This window comes from Mucilaginibacter sp. OAE612, from assembly GCF_041806395.1.
GTDB classification, from domain to species: domain Bacteria; phylum Bacteroidota; class Bacteroidia; order Sphingobacteriales; family Sphingobacteriaceae; genus Mucilaginibacter; species Mucilaginibacter rubeus.
In genome coordinates this window covers 3,000,697-3,017,744 of the sequence record NZ_JBGMUW010000001.1, presented here as the reverse complement: position 1 = coordinate 3,017,744, position 17,048 = coordinate 3,000,697, and the positions used below count along the sequence as shown (strand labels likewise).

The window sequence follows — 17,048 nt, the reverse complement described above, 5'->3', positions numbered from 1 at the left end:
TATGGTTAAATATTACGTTTACAGCCTCGTTTTCTCATTGCACATATAGCAATAAGCCAGCTGGTTAAGACAAGTAATATTAATGCTCTCACGATTCATTTCCCAAATATATATATAGTATACGGAAAAAGTAGCATTTAATTTAAAAAAACTGTGTTATGACAGTTTTATGAAGTTTTAAAATTAAACGCTGATGAGGGTGGTTTCGCGTTTGATTATATCGGCGATGCTGGTTTCGCTTAATATTTTAAGTGTGGCATCTCTTACATCAACAAATACATCCCTTATGCCGCAAGTGCTTTCCTGGTGGCATTCATCGCATTTGTGGTAAAAGTTTAAGCTGGCGCAGGGCACCATGGCAATAGGTCCGTCGGTTATACGCATGATACTTACTAGGAATATTTCTTTGGGATCGCGGTTAAGGCTGTAGCCACCACCTGCTCCTTTTTTGCTGTAAAGAAACCCCGCATTGCGCAGATCAAGCAGTATCTGCTCAAGAAACTTTTTAGGGATTCGTTCAATTTCGGCAATCTTCGAAATTTGCATAGGCGGCTGGTCCATGTTCTTGCCAAGAACCACAAGTGCCTTTATAGCATACTTAGTTTTTTTTGAAAGCATTTTCTAAAATAAAACTCACAAAGGTAAATAAAGATATTCTCTAAATTAACTATTTTTTCGAGTAATATTATAGATTATATAGAAAGGATATTTTATACAGACATTGTTATATAAAAGTTACAACTGATGCCTGTCTGAATGACCGAGGCTTTTACCCGGGTTAACTTTATCACGAACGGCCTGTTTTAACTCTTTGATTTCTGGGAAATGGCCATCAAGCTTGCGGTCAAACAGCGTTTCTCCATCAATGCTTATCGTATATCTGCCGCTCACTTCGCTTGGTTTTAAAGTAACCCCGTTTAGGTCATCGGTAAAGGTTGTAAGCAGTTCCTGGGCCATATAAGCGGCACGCATCATCCAGTTGCATTTTGGGCAATATTCAATAATTATAGTTGGTTTCATGCTGTTGTGATTGGTTGCTTTGCTACAATAAATCTATCCTCAGTATGGGTACTTAAAACCTTAAGTTCGTCACCCAACGAAATTATGCCTGTATTTTCATGTACCAGGTTTTGTCCAAACATGATCTTATTGTTTTTCATACGGTAAGAAGCCAGGGTTTTTAGAGGCTCCTTAGCTTTCACGGCTGTTTGCTGATCGATGGTGGTTAACACACAACGTGCGCAAAGTTTTGCCCCGTAGAAGGTTATCCCTGCTATTGTTATCTGGTTCATCAGGTCCTCGCTATAAGCATCACCGCCGGTAAAAACTATATTGGGACGAAAGCGGTTCATTGGCAAAGGCAATGGCATTCGTTTGTTAAGGTCATTAAGCGAAGCCTGCCCAATAAGCAGGAAAGGATAGGCATCTGCAAATGAAGTGATAATGCCGGGTTTGGCGTAGCGCTGGTCAACTTCGCGTTCACTGTCATCGGGCATGTAAACGAGGCGGCATTTCATATTGAGTGCTTCGCTGAACCATTCGTCGAATTCTTCGCTTACATATTGTCCAAAACAGGTGTCTTCCCAAACTGCAAACTGTTGCAAAGGTTTTCTTTCGCAATTAAACGGAATTAATAACGACCCACTTGACTGATGATGTACTGTTATCCCATCCGATTGGATTGATGCCTTCAATAAGGCCATTTGCGGAAACTCCCGCTGGGTTATAAAGTGCCCGTGTTCATTAACCAGCATCCAACGCCTGTCGTGTTGTAAACCGCGACGGGTAACCTCCGCGTTTTGTACCGCAACGCCGCCCAATGATTTAATAGGGTAGATGTATAATTCGCTTACTTGTAGCATGGGGTAAAAATAAATAAAAGAACCATGATTTTCAGGATTAGAGGATTTCATGATGGCTGAATAAAACTTATTATCAAGGTAATCCATCAATCCCATAAATCGTGGTTCACACTTTTCTTCACAATCGATTGCTATATCGATTTTTAATTAATATAATTGTTTTATCCAATCTCAAAACCAATTTATAAACTATGCCATTAAGTAATATAAACGGCAAGGCTAAGGCTAATAATACCTATGATGCCATTGTAATAGGGTCAGGCATCAGCGGTGGCTGGGCAGCAAAAGAGTTATCCGAACTTGGCTTGAAAACCATTATGCTTGAACGGGGCCGAAACTTTGAGCACATTAAAGATTATAAAACTGCTAATCAGGACCCCTGGGACCGACATCATGCCGGTTCGCCAACCCAAGCCCAGCGCAAGCAACGCCCGGTGATCTCACGCAACTGGGGAGCGACCGAACCCATTATGGATTACTGGACTGACGAACAGGCCGCACCATATACCGAGATTAAACCGTTTAACTGGTGGCGTTCATACCAGCTTGGCGGTCGCTCCATTTTATGGGGCAGGCAAAGCTACCGCTGGAGTGATTTTGATTTTGAAGCAAATGCCAAAGATGGGTGGGCCATTGACTGGCCTATTCGATATAAAGACCTTGCACCCTGGTATGATCATGTAGAGAAATTTGCAGGAATCAGCGGCTCATTGGAAGGCTTACCGCAACTGCCCGATGGTCATTATTTACCGCCGATGGACATGAACGTGGTCGAAAAGGATGTTGCTGCCCGGATCAAGAAAAACTATAACGGAGCAAGGCATATGATTATTGGTCGTTCCGCGAATTTAACAGCCGCAATTCCGGGACGTACGGCCTGCCAATTCAGGAACCGGTGCTGGGAGGGTTGCCCTTTTGGAGGATACTTCAGCACGCAATCATCAACTTTGCCTGCTGCTTTGGCAACCGGCAATTTAACGGTCAGGCCATTTTCTATCGTTACTAAGATATTGTATGATAAGGATACAAAAAAAGCCAAAGGGGTAGAGGTGCTTGATGCCGAAACCAACCAAACTTATGAGTATTATTCAAAGATAGTTTTTGTAAACGCCTCTGCTTTGAACAGCGCCTGGGTTTTGATGAATTCTGCTACGGATATTTGGCCGGATGGCTTAGGCAGCAGCAGCGGTGAACTTGGGCACAACATTATGGATCACCATTACAACCTTGGCGCAAGCGGCCTGGTTGAAGGTTTTGAGGATAAATATTATTACGGTCGCCGGGCTAACGGTATTTACGTTGTGCGCTTTGCCAACCTGTTTGGTGATAAACGCGATTACCTGCGTGGTTTCGGTTATCAGGGCGCGGCAAGCCGTATGGGATGGAGCCGTGAGATTGCTGAATTAAACATTGGTGCCGATTATAAGGACGCACTTACCGAGCCAGGCCCGTGGACTATAGGCTTAAGCGGTTTTGGTGAATTGCTGCCTTATCACGAAAATAAGATTACCCTTGATAAAACCCGCAAGGACAAATGGGGGTTGCCTATTTTAGCGATGGATGCTGAGATCAAAGAAAACGAAAAGAAAATGCGCTTTGATATTGTAAGAGAAGCCAAAGCGATGCTTGAAAGTGCTGGTGTAAAAAATATTGAAACCCATGACCGCGGCCACAATGTTGGAGATGGGATCCATGAAATGGGTACAGCACGGATGGGGCGCGATCCTAAAACTTCGGTGCTTAATGGTAACAACCAGGTATGGGACGCCCAAAATGTTTTTGTTACTGATGGTGCTGCCATGACCTCATCAGCGTGTCAAAACCCATCATTAACGTACATGGCAATGACGGCCCGCGCCGCTCATTTTGCTGTAGATGAATTAAAGAAAGGGAATTTATAATTTGGTGATTAGTGAGTGGTTAATTAGGTGAATGGTTTGGCACGAATTGTCAAGTTTTAATTAACCACTCACTTGATCAACCATTCATCAAACATAAAACTCAATACTCACTTAATCAATATATCAACCACTCACCAACTATGAAAAAACTACTTACCATTTGCCTTTTAATAGGCGCACTAATAAGCCAGGTACTTGCTAAAGATAAGGTACTGATATTTTGTAAAACCGCAGGGTTTCATCATAATTCCATAGCGGTAGGTGTGCCTGCAATAATTAAACTCGGGCAGGAGAATAATTTTGATGTAGACAGCACCACCAATGCCGCAAAGTTTACTACCGATAATTTAAAACAATATAAGGCGGTAATATTTTTAAACACCACCGGCGATGTTTTAAATGATGCCCAACAAACTGCATTTGAGCAATATATTAAGGCCGGCGGCGGTTTTGTTGGTGTTCATTCCGCAACAGACACCGAGTATGAGTGGCCATGGTATGGTAAACTGGTAGGGGCTTATTTTAAAAGTCATCCAAAACAACAGGAAGCAACATTACATGTGGTCGACCGTAATTTTATTGCCACTAAACATCTGCCCGAAACCTGGAAGCGATGGGACGAATGGTATAACTATAAATGGATAGGCGATGATCTGCACGTACTGATTAAAATTGATGAGAAAAGTTACACCGGCGGCGAAAATGGTGACAATCACCCAATGGCATGGTATCATAACTTCGATGGCGGCAGGGCTTTTTATACCGAATTAGGTCATACTGATGAATCATATGCTGATCCATTATATTTGAACCATCTGTTAGGTGGTATCAAATATGCAATGGGTTGGAAATGAACCATGATTTTAGGATTTAAGGATTTCTTGATCCTATTATATTATAAAAAGAGAAGGCCTGCGAATTCGCGGGCCTTCTCTTTTTATTTGTTGTGTACTATCATGGCAAACCAAAATCCTAAAAATCATGGTTCCTAGGCATGTTGAATCGCTTCAACGAGTGCCTTATTGTGCTTATATCTGAATACAAAAGGGAACACAATCGCTATTACCAGTGCGTAGCCTGCAAAGCTAAGCCAGATGCCATGCCAGTCTTTACCACCGCCCGGCAGTAAAAAGAAATTATCAATGATAAGGCCACTTGCTATACTTCCGAAAAAAGCCCCGAAGCCGTTTACCATCATCATAAACAAACCTTGTGCACTTGCTCTGATGTTGGGAGTAGCCTGGGTTTCAACGAAAAGTGAACCAGATATATTGAAGAAATCGAAAGCCATACCGTAAACAATGCATGATAAAACAATCATCCATAAACCACCTGCCGGATCGCCAAAGGCAAAAAGGCCAAAACGCAGCACCCAGGCGAGCATGCTGAACAGCATTACATACTTAATACCAAACTTACGCAGGAAGAATGGGATCAGTAAAATGAAAAACGTTTCAGAAAACTGGGAGATGGACATGATAATGGCCGGATATTTTACACCGAATGAACTTTTATAAGCAGGGATTTTTGAAAAATCATGAATGAATGGATCGCCATAAGCATTTGTGAGTTGGAGCGCGGCACCAAGCAAAAGCGAAAACGCAAAGAATATCGCAAATTTAGGGTCTTTGAATAACGCAAAAGCATTAAGACCCAATGAATCGACCAATGACTTTTTGGGTGCTTTTTCCGAAAGTGGTGGACATTTGGGAAGGCTAAAGGAATAAATTCCCAATGCTAAAGCTACCGCTGAAGCAATATAAAATTGGTTTGAAGAAGCTTCGTTATGAGTTATACTTACCGTCCATAATGCAACTATAAAGCCAACCGTTCCCCATATTCTAATAGGGGGATAGTCTTTTACGATATCTTTATTGTTGCTTTTTAACGCTGAGTAGGCCACGGTTATAGATAACGAAAGGGTCGGCATATAAAAGACCATGTTTAGTAACATCACCCAAAAAAATGCTGATGGGTTGGTAGTTTGCGGCAAGGTAAACAGTGTGCAGGCACCGAGAATATGCATAATGCCATATAGTTTTTCCGCGTTGATAAATCTGTCGGCAATGATGCCAGTGAGAGCAGGCATAAAGATGGCTGAAATCCCCATTGTGCTAAATATAGCCCCAAATTGAGAGAATGACCAATTTTTTGTAAGCGAGCAGTATGTGCCTATTGTAAGCAACCAGGCACCCCAGATAAAAAATTGCATAAAATTCATCAGTATTAAGCGGAACTTAATATTCATACGGTACCTTGTTTAAATAATTTTAGTCAGTGTTAAATTAAAAGTGGAAAGTAGTGAAATAAATGTAAACCAGAAAGCTACAAGTGTAGAAATTACGATTGTTAAACAGAAACCCAGGGGTGAGTTTCTGTTCTATGTCATTCACGATTAAATTATATTCTTTGAAAAAGTACATTCGGCTAAATCCGAAATAGAAAATCCGAACTCCGAAATCAGGAAGCTTTACGCTTGTTCAGTTCATCGCGGATCTTCGCTGCTTTTTCGTATGACTCTTCGGCCAGGGCTTCCTGGAGTTTAGTTTTCAGCTCCTCGGTACTGATAGAAGCATAACCGCTCACCGATGCACTAACAGATTTTTCTTCGGGTGTTTCGTTGATATTTTCCAGATAAACAAAATCGTTGCCTTCTATAACAATGCCCGCAGTTGAAAGAATAAATTCATAAGTGAAGATAGGGCAGTCAAAGCGTACAGCTACCGCAATAGCGTCAGAAGTGCGGGCATCTATTTCTACAGAACGCTTTCCGTCGCTGCAAACCAATTTGGCATAAAATATCCCATCAACCAAATTATAGATGATCACTTCCTGAACTTCAATCTGGTAAGCCTGGGCGAAACTTTTAAACAAATCGTGCGTAAGCGGGCGGCTTGGGGTCATTTTTTCTATTTCGATAGCGATAGCCTGAGCTTCAAAGCTTCCGATGATAATAGGCAAGCGACGACGGCCGCTAACCTCGCCTAAAACAAGTGCATAGGCGCCCGATTGAGTTTGACTGTATGATAAGCCGACAATATCAAGCTTTATTTTTTTCATGTTATTCCCCATCACACCTGTATTTATGCTGAAGCTTTATATTCTTTAACGGCTGCTATTAATTTAGGGAGTACTTCAAACGCGTCGCCCACAATTCCGTAATCTGCCACCTTAAAAAACGGTGCTTCCGGATCTTTGTTTATGACTACAATAACTTTTGATGAACTTACCCCGGCCAGGTGTTGAATTGCACCTGAAATACCGACTGCAATATACAAATTTGGACTGACAGCTATACCGGTTTGTCCAACGTGTTCGCTATGCGGCCTCCAGCCAGCATCTGATACAGGTTTTGAACATGCAGTAGCTGCGCCTAAAAGTTCGGCAAGTTCTTCTATCATGCCCCAGTTTTCGGGGCCTTTTAAACCGCGACCGCCCGAAACAACGATTTCAGCATCAGGCAATGAAACTTTATCCGTTGAACGAACGATTTCTTTAATCATCGCCTTAAAGTCTGAAGCTTTAGTTTCAACACTAAAGTCCTCAACCTGGGCAGTACTGCCAGTTTCAACAACTTTATAAGAGTTGGGTACAAGCGCAATAACTTTTATGGCGGAGGTAAGCTCGACAGTTGCGAAAGCTTTACCTGAAAATGCTGTCTTTTTTACTTTAAACGAGCCGCCTGTCTGTTCAGGTAAAGCAACCGCTCCGTCGGCAACACCGGCTTCCAGTTTAACACCTATCCGGGGCGCTAAACCACGACCCGAAAATGTGTTTGATAGTACCACAACAGCCGAACCTTCTTTTTTGGCCGCCTCGGCTATGACAGAGGCGTAGGCCTGGTTTACAAATTCCTTCAATTTATCTCCTGATACATTAAGCACTTTATCTACACCGTATTTACTTAATAAAGCTAATTCGGTGGCGTCAACGTTGCCTATTGAAACAGCAGTAAGGGAAGTATTATTTTGATCGGCAATGGCGCGGGCATAAGAAACGGCTTCAAAAACTGATTTCTTGAATTTGCCCCCGGTATTTTCCGCATATATTAAAACTGACATATTTATCTGTTAATGATTTAGATCATAATTTATATAACACGCGCTTCGGTATGCAGCAGCTCAACCAGTTTAGCAGTATCATCAGCAGGTATAAGCTTCACCTGGCCGCGTGGAGCAGGTGTTTCATAACTAATGATCTCCGAAAATGTTTTTATCTCAAACGGTTCAACAACTGTAAGTGGCTTGGTTCGGGCAGACATAATGCCGCGCATATTGGGTATTTTGGGTTCGGCCACACCTTCGGCCGTACCGGCTACAAAAGGATAGGGAATAGTTAAAACCTCTTTACCACCTTCAATCTCACGCTCAACGGTTGCCTCTGTGTCAGCGGCATCTAATTTTTTAATGATGGATACCGATGGCAGATCAAGCAGTTCGCCAAGCATACCAGCAACTTTTGATCCATTATAATCAATAGATTCACGACCTGTCAGGATCAGATCAAAAGGATTTGATTTTACATATTGCGCAATCTGATATGCTACATACCAGGCATCGTGCGGTTTAGCGTTTATTCGTATCGCGTCGGTAGCGCCAATGGCCAGGGCTTTAAGTATAGTGGCTTCTGTATTTGCTTCCCCAACATTTATTACAGTTACTGTACCTTTACCGCCGTCGGTTAGTTCAATGGCGCGGGCAAGTGCAATTTCATCATAAGGGTTAAGTATAAACTGAACGCCGTTTGTATTAAATTGCGTGTTATTATCAGTAAAAGTTATTTTTGTGGTGGTATCAGGAACATTACTTATACATACCAGAATCTTCATATCAATAGGTTTTTGCAAATTTAGTTAAAAAAGATAGAGTTTAAAATGGAGTTAAGCAGATTGAATAAGCTGTTGGAATTTATAAAAAATGAACCGGATGATGAGTTTCTGAAATATGCCCTGGCAACAGAATATCTGCGTTTGAATGAGACAGATAAGGCTCTTGCTTATTATGAAGACCTGGTAAATAACCACCCCGGCTATACAGGTACCTATTATCATTTGGGTAAGCTTTATGAAGCGCTAAACCGAAAGGATGACGCCATTAAAACTTATGAAGCCGGTATGAAAGTGACAAAAGAAAAGCGCGATAACCATGCTTTTTCTGAATTGCAGGCAGTATATAGGCAGGCAATGGGTTTTGAAGAAGACGATGACGATTATTAGTAGTTCATAGTTAATGGTTAATAGTTCATGGTAGCTCCGCAGTATTGGCTCGTCCATTTTTCGTGAACATATCTATGATCTGCCTGCTATGAACCATGATCTATGAACTATCTGCAAAAAACTATCTGCGAATATACAAATGAAGAAACGGCAACTATTATTTCTGCGGGATGTGCTAATTTATACTTCTACCGCTTTTGGCGGACCGCAGGCCCACATTGCTGTTTTGCTGCGCGAATTTGTTGAAAAACGAAAATATATTACCGAAGATGAGTTGATGGAGCTTAACGCCTTATCGCAGGTATTGCCCGGCCCTTCGTCAACCCAAACGCTGGTTGGGATAGCCTGGAAAGTGGGTGGACTTAGGCTGGCTATTATTACATTTTTAATTTGGATCCTGCCCTCGGCTACTATTATGTGTATGGCGGCTATCAGTTACAGTATGGTTGCTAATAAGGCCAAATTTGCTCATGTAATCAGTTATGTACAGCCTATAGCGGTAGGCATAGTTGCTTATGCCACTTATACATTTGCCAATAAATTTTTGAAGACCAGGGTCAGCACCATGCTGGCTATTGGTTCACTGATTGTGACACTCATCCTTCAAAATGCTTATGCCTTTCCGATACTCATATTGCTTGGCGGCATTATATCGTCGGCCATGGAAACCCAGCAGCATGAAAACGAATTGAGGGTAAAACTATATTCAAATGTAAATCCTAATAAAGTAGCATACTTTATAGGGATTCTGCTTTTTTTCGCTGCTTTAGGTGCGGTTGTAAATCAAACGTCCCCATTAAGTTTACCAATCCGTTTATTTGAAAACTTTTACCGCAACGGCATCCTTATTTTTGGAGGGGGACAAGTGCTGGTACCACTCATGTATACCGAATTTGTTGAGGTTAAGCATTACTTAAGCCGGTCGGAGTTTTTGTCGGGATATGCTTTGCAGCAGGCTTTGCCGGGGCCTACATTTTCATTTACTTCGTTTTTGGGCGGCATAACGCTTGGCAACAAAGGAAACAGCATTTGGGGGCAGGTAATTGGGAGCCTGGTAGCTGTTATTGGCATCAATACACCAGGCCTTATCCTGATCCTCTTTATTGTGCCGTTTTGGGAGGATCTGAAGAAGATTACACGTATAAAAAACTCACTGAGCGGTATAAATGCAGTAGCTGTAGGTTTTATGGCTACTGCGCTGATTTTACTGGTAAGGCCTTTTGGCTTAAATTGGACAGCCTATGCCTTAATGATCGGTACGTTCCTGGTGCTGCATTTTACCAAAATAAAAACACCGATAGTGATCATTATCGGCGTGGTTTTAGGAATAATATTTTAGCCTCCTGGCCCCCTAAAGGGGAGGTTAGGGAACCCAGGGATTACTTTTAACGGCATCATATTCCACAATCAGCAATTGAGAATTACCTTTAAATCCTTTCTCCAACTGTTTTATCAATTTTGGTTTATCAGCTACAAAATGCAGTGAATTTGCCATAAGCACCCCATTCAGCAACCTAACGCCGATCTGCTCATTTACAAAATCGACTTTTCTGAAATCTATTTTGACGTCATCACTAAACGCAGGAAAATGTTGTTGTGTTTTGTTGATGGCTGTAATATAACTTTCCGGAGGCAGCAAGCTTGCAAAGGCAAACCTAAATGTGCCGTTTTCGTAACCCGAATCTGCACAGCATTGTGGATGTTCACTTGTTATTCCTTTTTTATAAGCGCTATAGCTCCGGGCTGTTGCAGGCCTGAAATGAGGATCTAAAACTCTTCGGCCGTGTTACGGCTGTCAATAAAGGGCGAACTATAAAGATTTATAATTAAAAGCTTGTAATCAACGATGAAAGTCCATTCTGATGTTTGATTTTTTTTATGGGTAACAACATCTTCGCAACCAAACGAGTAGTTAACGTCGAGCACTATGCGGAAACTTCCCTGCCCCGTGTTCTGATCAAATTTGATCCTGTCGAAATTTAAACGGGTCACTTCCGGCGAACCTTCCGGCCTGAATTCGCGCTCAAGCGCATGTTTAAGCTGTTCGTAGTTTGCCGAAAGCGGCTCAAACATAACATTCAGAAAACTTAACAAGCTTGCAGGTTCATTCTTTAGCTCATCAAGCTGACCTTTGTTGAGTTTAATTTGTAAGCTATTCATCATCAATACAAATTTAAAAACAAAAGCCGGATTAAACGAAATGCGAAATACAAGGGGGCGTTTTGTAAAAAAAGCACCGGATAAATTTTGATCCTGAACTGGATATCCTAAGTTAAAAAGAATTAAAAGAGAAAGCAGTATTTTATTTTTTAATTGTTTTTATTACAATAATTGCTGCACGAAATCGATTGCTTTTTGAATTTTTTTCAAAATCAAGATATTTCCCGTTTTTTATGATGTATCAAGAATATCTCCGCTATAAATTATAATTTTTAAGTGACCAGTTTAGTAAAGAAAGCTTGTTAGAGATTCACGTTTTGAATAAAGTGACGATTTTTAATTTTTTTTAATAATTGTTGTTTTGACAATAAAAGTTTTTACATTTAGCTTTCTATAGTAGCCCAACCTATTTAATTATAAACCAGTTAATACCAATTCATGGAGATTTTGAACGATGCTCATATTATTGAGCAATTAAAATTGGGGAACAAGGAGGCCTTCGAAGCAGTATTTAAAAAATACTATAAGCTGCTTAATGTATCGGCCTTTTATATTTTACGGGATGAAATGGAAGCTGAAGATACCGTTCAGGGTTTTTTTGTTGATCTTTGGGAGAGACAATTATATACCAATATTAATTCGTCATTAAAAGCTTATTTAACTACAGCAATCCGTAACAGATGCCTCAAAAAAGTTGAAAGCGAAACACGAACGCAAAAAAAATTGGTAGATTATAAATATACACTTACCGAAATAGAGGAGGAAGAAACACCTGTACCGGAAATTTATCCTGAAAAAGTGCTGGCTGATTTGTCGATACAACGGATGCAGGCTTTTACGCTGGTGCATTATGAGCATAAAAAGTATAAAGATGCAGCCCTTGAAATGGGCATTAGCATAAATTCTTTGAAAACTCATTTAAAACTGGCAATAAAAACTTTAAAAGAAGGGTTAAAGAGTGCCAAATAAGTTCACCCTTTTTATCCATAATGAGGTCTTATAAATAATGACATACAATAAAGCGTATTTTCAGGAACTGATAATTGAGCAAATTACAGGCGTAATAAGTGAGGAAGACAGTCATTTGCTTGAACAGGCTATACAAAATGATCCCCGGATTAAACAACTGTGGGATGAAATGCAACAGGTACTTACTTCAAATAAAGCTCAAACCTTCTTTAATAATATTGATGAAAATAAAGCCTGGGATACAATCCAGGCCGAAATAAAGCCGGTGCGATCGATCAGGCCTAGCTGGGCAGGCGCAGTAAAATGGCTTTCTGTAGCAGCTTTATTATGCATCGCGTTTACCGCAGGATATTATTGGCGGCAAATGCCTGTTAATGCTCTTGTTGCTGCAAAAAAGAATCTTAAAACACCGGCCATTGAGCTACGATTGGCAAACGGGCAGCATATCAACCTGTCTGATACCAGCAAAAAGGTGATCAATATGTCGTTTGCTCATTTAAAGAAAAGTGTTAACGGTTTAAGTTACCAGGTGGATAATAGTAAAAGTGAAGAGTGGAGCACACTCGTTATTCCTTCAAAATTAAACTACCGGATAGTACTTTCAGACGGTACACAGGTTTGGTTAAATTCTGTATCAAGCCTGCGCTTCCCGTTTTCATTTTTAGGCAAAACCAGGGAAGTGTACTTAACAGGCGAAGCTTTTTTTAAAGTTGCAAAAAATGCTGCCCACCCGTTTATAGTTCATACAGGCCAAACTGATGTAAAAGTTTTAGGTACTGAGTTTAACGTAAATACTTATCATGCCGGTGAAACAGTAACTTCGTTGGTTGAAGGCTCGGTATCAACAAGCGGTCAGGATAAACAAAAAATGCTTTTACAACCTGGCTACCAAGCTGTTTATACATCGGGGGCTGGGTTTCGGGCCCAACCATTTGATTCTGCTGTTGAACTGGCCTGGATGAATGATATTTATTATTTCCATAACATTAAACTTCACGATATAAGCGATGTGCTGCTCCGCTGGTTTGATGTAAAAGTGGTTTTTGACGATCCAGCGAAAGCCGACGAAGCATTTAGTGGTGCTATTCAAAAAAACAAACCAATTGAAGTTTTCATTCAAAATATTAAAGCATCTGCAGGAGTTTCGGCCCTTTTAAAGGAAGGGGTTTTACACATCAGGTAAGAAAACGCCGCGGTTAAACCACAACCTGTTTCCCGGTTATTTAATGCCTGGCCCTTAAGCGCCATGGGAATCATTTGCCCTTGTTTGTCAAATGGGTAGCATTAGTAATGCATTGAAATAGTGTTGATTAACAATGTTTGTTTTTCATTGTAATAAAAAAAATACAATTTTTCTTGTTTCCGTTCACCCGTTTTAGCAGGAACAGGTCTTAGAGAAAACCAATCGTAAACCCAATAAATATGGAGAGAATTCTATTCAGCCGGCGGCTTATACTGCCCTTTATTTTTCTTTTATTGGTAACCCGGTATAGCGCCGTACAAGCGCAGGGTACCGGACCAATAACACTTAAAAAGGCTAACATCAGTTTGGCCGATGTATTTAAATCAATCAAAAAGCAAACGGGCCTAACCGTTTTTTACAGTAACACTCTTTTGAATGACAAAGAATTGGTTACTGTTGATTTTAAAAACGCTGAACTGAAAGAAGTGTTCGGCGTTCTTTTGAAAGGAAAAAACCTGAATTATGTAGTGCGTGACCAACTCGTTGTTATTGAAAAGAGCGAACCCGCGCCCGTTGTAAACCCTCCCAAAAAAGAACCTGCAGGAGCCGTCGTTCCTAAAAAAGTGCAGGGGATTGTTTCTGACGACAAAGGCCTTACTTTACCAGGTGTAAGTGTTAAGGTTAAGGGAACCATGAACGGCACACAGTCAGACATGGATGGAAAGTACACTCTTAATTTAAAGGAAGGCGGAGGGTCAATTATTGTATTTTCATTTGTGGGATCAAAATCGCAGGAATTTGATCTTGCAAACTATTCTCCATCAGCCGGCGGCGTTTATAAAATTAATGTGCAAATGGGCGCTGATAAAAATGGCCTTGAAGAAGTTACCGTAGTTGCCTACGGTACGCAAAAAAAGGCGAGCCTTGTTAGTTCGATTACCTCTATAAACCCTAAACAGCTCAAGGGGCCGTCAAGTAACCTTACCACCATGTTGGCAGGCGTTGTACCGGGGATGATCTCTTACCAAAGAAGCGGTGAACCGGGTGCTGATAATGCCCAGTTCTTTATCAGGGGCGTGGGTACGTTTGGAGCTGGTAAGGTTGATCCGCTGATATTGATCGATGGTATTGAAATGGGCACCACCGATCTGGCAAGGCTTCAACCGGATGACATATCGGGCTTTTCGGTGCTGAAGGACGCTACAGCCTCATCACTATATGGTGCAAGGGGGGCAAACGGTGTAATATTGGTTACAACTAAGCGTGGTGAGACGGGGGCTGTAAAATTCAATATCCGCGGTGAAAATTCAACATCATCAAACGTTAAGAATATTGATCTGGCCGATAATATTAGTTACATGACATTGGCTAATGAAGCGGTACTTACCCGTAATCCGCTGGGCATCTTGCCTTATTCGCAAAATAAAATAGACCATACTGCAAAAGGTGATGACCCGCTGTTATATCCCAGTAATAATTGGATCAAGCAGTTGATCAAAACCAAAACCAATAACCAACGGTTTAATATGAACGCCAGCGGCGGGTCAGAAAAAGCTAAGTACTATCTGGCCATGACCTATAATATTGATAATGGCAACCTGGCCGAGAACAGCCTTAACAATTTCAGCAACAACATTAAGCTGCAATCATATTCTCTTTTATCAAATACAACTTTAAACCTTACTAAAACCACTGAGGCGGTGGTGAGCTTAAAAGGCCAGTTTGATAGTTATCATGGGCCTATCGGCGGTGGTGGTTACACTTTTTTAAACGCCCTTTGGAGTAACCCTGTCGCTTTTCCGGCAATTTATCCGGGTAATTTGCTGCCATATGTAAATCACCCGCTTTTCGGTAATGCCATTATACCTGGTGGTGGTTTGTATATGAATCCTTATGCGCAATCCCTGTCTGGTTTCCAAAGCTCAAATACCAGCACACTGACAGCGCAATTAAGCTTAAGTCAAAAGCTTGATTTTATAACGCAGGGTTTATCGGCAAGGGCAATGGCGTATACTACGCGTTATTCATACTTCACTGTTTCACGTCAGTATAGTCCTTATTATTACCAATCGGATGTAGTTAACGGAACGTTTAATGGCTTAACGCTACTTAATAACGGTTTGGCAGGCAGCAGCATTGGCAATACGCCAACCGAATATTTGACTTATAATCAAGATCCGGCGTTAAATGTTTCTAATTCCATAGCTTACATTGAAACGGCGGTAACCTATAACCGCACCTTTGCTCAAAAACATGCTGTTAGCGGGTTACTGATCGGGACTATGCGTAACTATCTTACAGGTAATGCCAAAACATTACAATTATCATTGCCGTCACGTAATCAAGGGGTATCGGGCAGGTTTACCTATGGTTATGATAACCGGTATCTGTTTGAGTTTAACTTTGGTTACAATGGGTCTGAGCGTTTTGCAAGTAATCATCGTTTTGGTTTTTTCCCGTCTGTGGGTGCGGGTTGGGTAGTGTCGAACGAGAAGTTTTTTGAGCCATTACTTTCAACTATTGATAATCTTAAATTCAGGGTTACCTATGGTTTAGTAGGTAATGATCAGATCGGAAAGCCGGAAGATCGGTTTTTCTATTTGTCTGACGTTAGTTTAAATAATGGCGCCTATGGCCAGTTTGGTACCAACTACCTATATAGCAGGCCGGGCGTAGCTACCAGACGTTATGAAAATCAGAATATTACCTGGGAGCAATCAAGGCAAACTAACCTCGGTATGGATTTAACTGTGGCCAAAAACTTCACCTTAACAGTTGATGCCTACCAACAAAAACGTGACAATATTTTAATGGTACGCAGCACCATCCCAACCTCTATGGGTTTGCAAGCTGATATATCTTCAAACGCAGGTAAATCATCCAGTAAAGGTGTGGACATTGCTATGGATTACAAGAAAAACTTTAACAACTCTTTCTGGATCCAATCGCGCGGTACGCTTACTTATGCTAAGAGCAAGCTGTTGAAAAATGAAGAACCTGTTTACCCAAATAACCTTCAATACCTGAGCAAAGTAGGTAATTCCTTAAGCCAGATATATGGCCTTATAGCCGAGCGGTTATTTATTGACAATGTAGAGGTAGCCAACTCGCCCGTCCAAAGCTTTGGCGACTATAAAGCCGGCGATATTAAATACCGCGACATGAATGGCGATGGAAAAATAACCAGTTCGGATATAGTGCCGATAGGGTATCCGCAAGTGCCGGAAATCATCTACGGTTTCGGTTTTTCTGTTGGGTATAAAAACTTCGATATCAGCGCGTTTTTCCAGGGCTCGGCAAGGTCTTCTTTCGTCATCAATTCAGCAGATATTTCTCCGTTTTATTTAGTGAGCGGCCTGCAGAACAACGGCCTTAACACAGGTAACCAAAGCGGTCTGTTAAAATCAATTGCCGATGATCACTGGTCTGAAGATAATCGTAACCCTTACGCGTTTTGGCCACGCTTAAGTAATACTATACAAGCCAACAACAGCGCAACCCCAAATTCTCCAACATCAACATGGTGGTTAAGGAATGGCTCGTTCCTGCGCCTGAAGTCGGCAGAACTTGGATACAATTTCAATAAGAGTCAACTCAAGTTTATCCATTTGAATAGCGCACGTATCTATCTAAACGGCTTAAACCTGTTAACCTTCAGTAGCTTCAAGCTTTGGGATCCCGAAATGGGAACCTCAGGATTGGGTTACCCGATTCAAAAAGTATTTAACGTGGGCCTGCGGGTAGAATTTTAAAAGCTT

15 protein-coding genes are annotated in these 17,048 nt (G+C 41.2%); 7 read left to right on the top strand and 8 right to left on the bottom strand.

Going from position 1 to position 17,048, the window contains the following annotated elements:
- Positions 1-183: 183 nt before the first annotated feature.
- From ABID99_RS12595 to ABID99_RS12585, 3 genes are all read right to left on the bottom strand, one after another.
- Entirely contained in the window at positions 184-618 is a 435-nt protein-coding gene (locus ABID99_RS12595) for an Rrf2 family transcriptional regulator (protein ID WP_090525408.1), read from the bottom strand.
- Between the two features lie 117 nt (positions 619-735).
- Positions 736-1,020 (bottom strand): SelT/SelW/SelH family protein, encoded by a 285-nt coding sequence (locus ABID99_RS12590; protein WP_373613900.1) that lies wholly within the window; start codon positions 1,018-1,020, stop codon positions 736-738.
- Positions 1,017-1,862, bottom strand: coding sequence for an MOSC domain-containing protein (locus ABID99_RS12585; protein ID WP_373613899.1), 846 nt, complete (start codon positions 1,860-1,862; stop codon positions 1,017-1,019). The genes ABID99_RS12590 and ABID99_RS12585 overlap by 4 nt, the downstream gene beginning before the upstream one ends.
- 191 nt (positions 1,863-2,053) lie before the next feature.
- Here ABID99_RS12585 and ABID99_RS12580 point away from each other — a divergent pair, with 191 nt between their 5' ends.
- Together ABID99_RS12580 and ABID99_RS12575 are read left to right on the top strand one after the other, a co-directional pair.
- Positions 2,054-3,763 (top strand): GMC oxidoreductase, encoded by a 1,710-nt coding sequence (locus ABID99_RS12580; protein WP_373613898.1) that lies wholly within the window; start codon positions 2,054-2,056, stop codon positions 3,761-3,763.
- Positions 3,764-3,903: 140 nt separating this feature from the next.
- Positions 3,904-4,617, top strand: coding sequence for a ThuA domain-containing protein (locus ABID99_RS12575; protein ID WP_176624535.1), 714 nt, complete (start codon positions 3,904-3,906; stop codon positions 4,615-4,617).
- Positions 4,618-4,751: 134 nt separating this feature from the next.
- On the opposite strand, the gene ABID99_RS12570 is transcribed toward ABID99_RS12575, so the two are convergent.
- The 4 genes from ABID99_RS12570 to ABID99_RS12555 all read right to left on the bottom strand — a co-directional run bounded on the left by ABID99_RS12570 (position 4,752) and on the right by ABID99_RS12555 (position 8,591).
- A complete protein-coding gene (locus ABID99_RS12570) occupies positions 4,752-6,011 on the bottom strand; it encodes a nucleoside permease (protein WP_373613897.1) in 1,260 nt (419 codons plus the stop codon).
- A gap of 212 nt (positions 6,012-6,223) precedes the next feature.
- Entirely contained in the window at positions 6,224-6,823 is a 600-nt protein-coding gene (locus tag ABID99_RS12565; RefSeq protein ID WP_091164922.1) for a bifunctional nuclease family protein, read from the bottom strand.
- A gap of 23 nt (positions 6,824-6,846) precedes the next feature.
- A complete protein-coding gene (locus ABID99_RS12560; RefSeq protein ID WP_090525418.1) occupies positions 6,847-7,824 on the bottom strand; it encodes an electron transfer flavoprotein subunit alpha/FixB family protein in 978 nt (325 codons plus the stop codon).
- Between the two features lie 29 nt (positions 7,825-7,853).
- The gene (locus ABID99_RS12555) at positions 7,854-8,591 is read right to left on the bottom strand and encodes an electron transfer flavoprotein beta subunit/FixA family protein (RefSeq protein WP_373613896.1); all 738 of its coding nucleotides are present in this window, start codon (positions 8,589-8,591) and stop codon (positions 7,854-7,856) included.
- Positions 8,592-8,636: 45 nt separating this feature from the next.
- Between ABID99_RS12555 and ABID99_RS12550 the strand changes: the two genes are divergently transcribed.
- Together ABID99_RS12550 and chrA are read left to right on the top strand one after the other, a co-directional pair.
- On the top strand, positions 8,637-8,978 hold the full coding sequence (locus ABID99_RS12550; RefSeq protein ID WP_090525421.1) for a tetratricopeptide repeat protein: 342 nt from the start codon (positions 8,637-8,639) through the stop codon (positions 8,976-8,978).
- Positions 8,979-9,117: 139 nt separating this feature from the next.
- Complete coding sequence (chrA, locus tag ABID99_RS12545; RefSeq protein WP_373613895.1) at positions 9,118-10,317, top strand: chromate efflux transporter; 1,200 nt, start codon at positions 9,118-9,120, stop codon at positions 10,315-10,317.
- Positions 10,318-10,745: 428 nt separating this feature from the next.
- Here the strand turns inward: chrA and ABID99_RS12540 are convergent, their stop codons facing one another.
- Positions 10,746-11,141: a hypothetical protein gene (locus tag ABID99_RS12540; protein ID WP_354482677.1), complete on the bottom strand. Its 396-nt coding sequence runs from the start codon at positions 11,139-11,141 to the stop codon at positions 10,746-10,748.
- Positions 11,142-11,576: 435 nt separating this feature from the next.
- Here ABID99_RS12540 and ABID99_RS12535 point away from each other — a divergent pair, with 435 nt between their 5' ends.
- The 3 genes from ABID99_RS12535 (at position 11,577) to ABID99_RS12525 (ending at position 17,042) form a co-directional block, all read left to right on the top strand.
- Positions 11,577-12,107 (top strand): RNA polymerase sigma factor, encoded by a 531-nt coding sequence (locus tag ABID99_RS12535; RefSeq protein WP_176624545.1) that lies wholly within the window; start codon positions 11,577-11,579, stop codon positions 12,105-12,107.
- Positions 12,108-12,144: 37 nt separating this feature from the next.
- The gene (locus ABID99_RS12530) at positions 12,145-13,290 is read left to right on the top strand and encodes a FecR domain-containing protein (RefSeq protein ID WP_354482679.1); all 1,146 of its coding nucleotides are present in this window, start codon (positions 12,145-12,147) and stop codon (positions 13,288-13,290) included.
- A 239-nt stretch (positions 13,291-13,529) separates the two neighbouring features.
- Positions 13,530-17,042 carry a TonB-dependent receptor gene (locus ABID99_RS12525; protein WP_188831877.1) on the top strand — a complete coding sequence of 1,171 codons (3,513 nt, stop codon included), beginning with the start codon at positions 13,530-13,532 and terminating at the stop codon, positions 17,040-17,042.
- Positions 17,043-17,048: the final 6 nt, after the last annotated feature.

Excerpts from the sequence above, each read along its gene's own strand:
- ABID99_RS12595 (WP_090525408.1), bottom strand. The coding sequence starts at position 618 with ATGCTTTCAAAAAAAACTAAGTATGCTATAAAGGCACTTGTGGTTCTT.
- ABID99_RS12590 (WP_373613900.1), bottom strand. The coding sequence starts at position 1,020 with ATGAAACCAACTATAATTATTGAATATTGCCCAAAATGCAACTGGATG.
- ABID99_RS12585 (WP_373613899.1), bottom strand. The coding sequence starts at position 1,862 with ATGCTACAAGTAAGCGAATTATACATCTACCCTATTAAATCATTGGGC.
- ABID99_RS12580 (WP_373613898.1), top strand. The coding sequence starts at position 2,054 with ATGCCATTAAGTAATATAAACGGCAAGGCTAAGGCTAATAATACCTAT.
- ABID99_RS12575 (WP_176624535.1), top strand. The coding sequence starts at position 3,904 with ATGAAAAAACTACTTACCATTTGCCTTTTAATAGGCGCACTAATAAGC.
- ABID99_RS12570 (WP_373613897.1), bottom strand. The coding sequence starts at position 6,011 with ATGAATATTAAGTTCCGCTTAATACTGATGAATTTTATGCAATTTTTT.
- ABID99_RS12565 (WP_091164922.1), bottom strand. The coding sequence starts at position 6,823 with ATGAAAAAAATAAAGCTTGATATTGTCGGCTTATCATACAGTCAAACT.
- ABID99_RS12560 (WP_090525418.1), bottom strand. The coding sequence starts at position 7,824 with ATGTCAGTTTTAATATATGCGGAAAATACCGGGGGCAAATTCAAGAAA.
- ABID99_RS12555 (WP_373613896.1), bottom strand. The coding sequence starts at position 8,591 with ATGAAGATTCTGGTATGTATAAGTAATGTTCCTGATACCACCACAAAA.
- ABID99_RS12550 (WP_090525421.1), top strand. The coding sequence starts at position 8,637 with ATGGAGTTAAGCAGATTGAATAAGCTGTTGGAATTTATAAAAAATGAA.
- chrA (WP_373613895.1), top strand. The coding sequence starts at position 9,118 with ATGAAGAAACGGCAACTATTATTTCTGCGGGATGTGCTAATTTATACT.
- ABID99_RS12540 (WP_354482677.1), bottom strand. The coding sequence starts at position 11,141 with ATGATGAATAGCTTACAAATTAAACTCAACAAAGGTCAGCTTGATGAG.
- ABID99_RS12535 (WP_176624545.1), top strand. The coding sequence starts at position 11,577 with ATGGAGATTTTGAACGATGCTCATATTATTGAGCAATTAAAATTGGGG.
- ABID99_RS12530 (WP_354482679.1), top strand. The coding sequence starts at position 12,145 with ATGACATACAATAAAGCGTATTTTCAGGAACTGATAATTGAGCAAATT.
- ABID99_RS12525 (WP_188831877.1), top strand. The coding sequence starts at position 13,530 with ATGGAGAGAATTCTATTCAGCCGGCGGCTTATACTGCCCTTTATTTTT.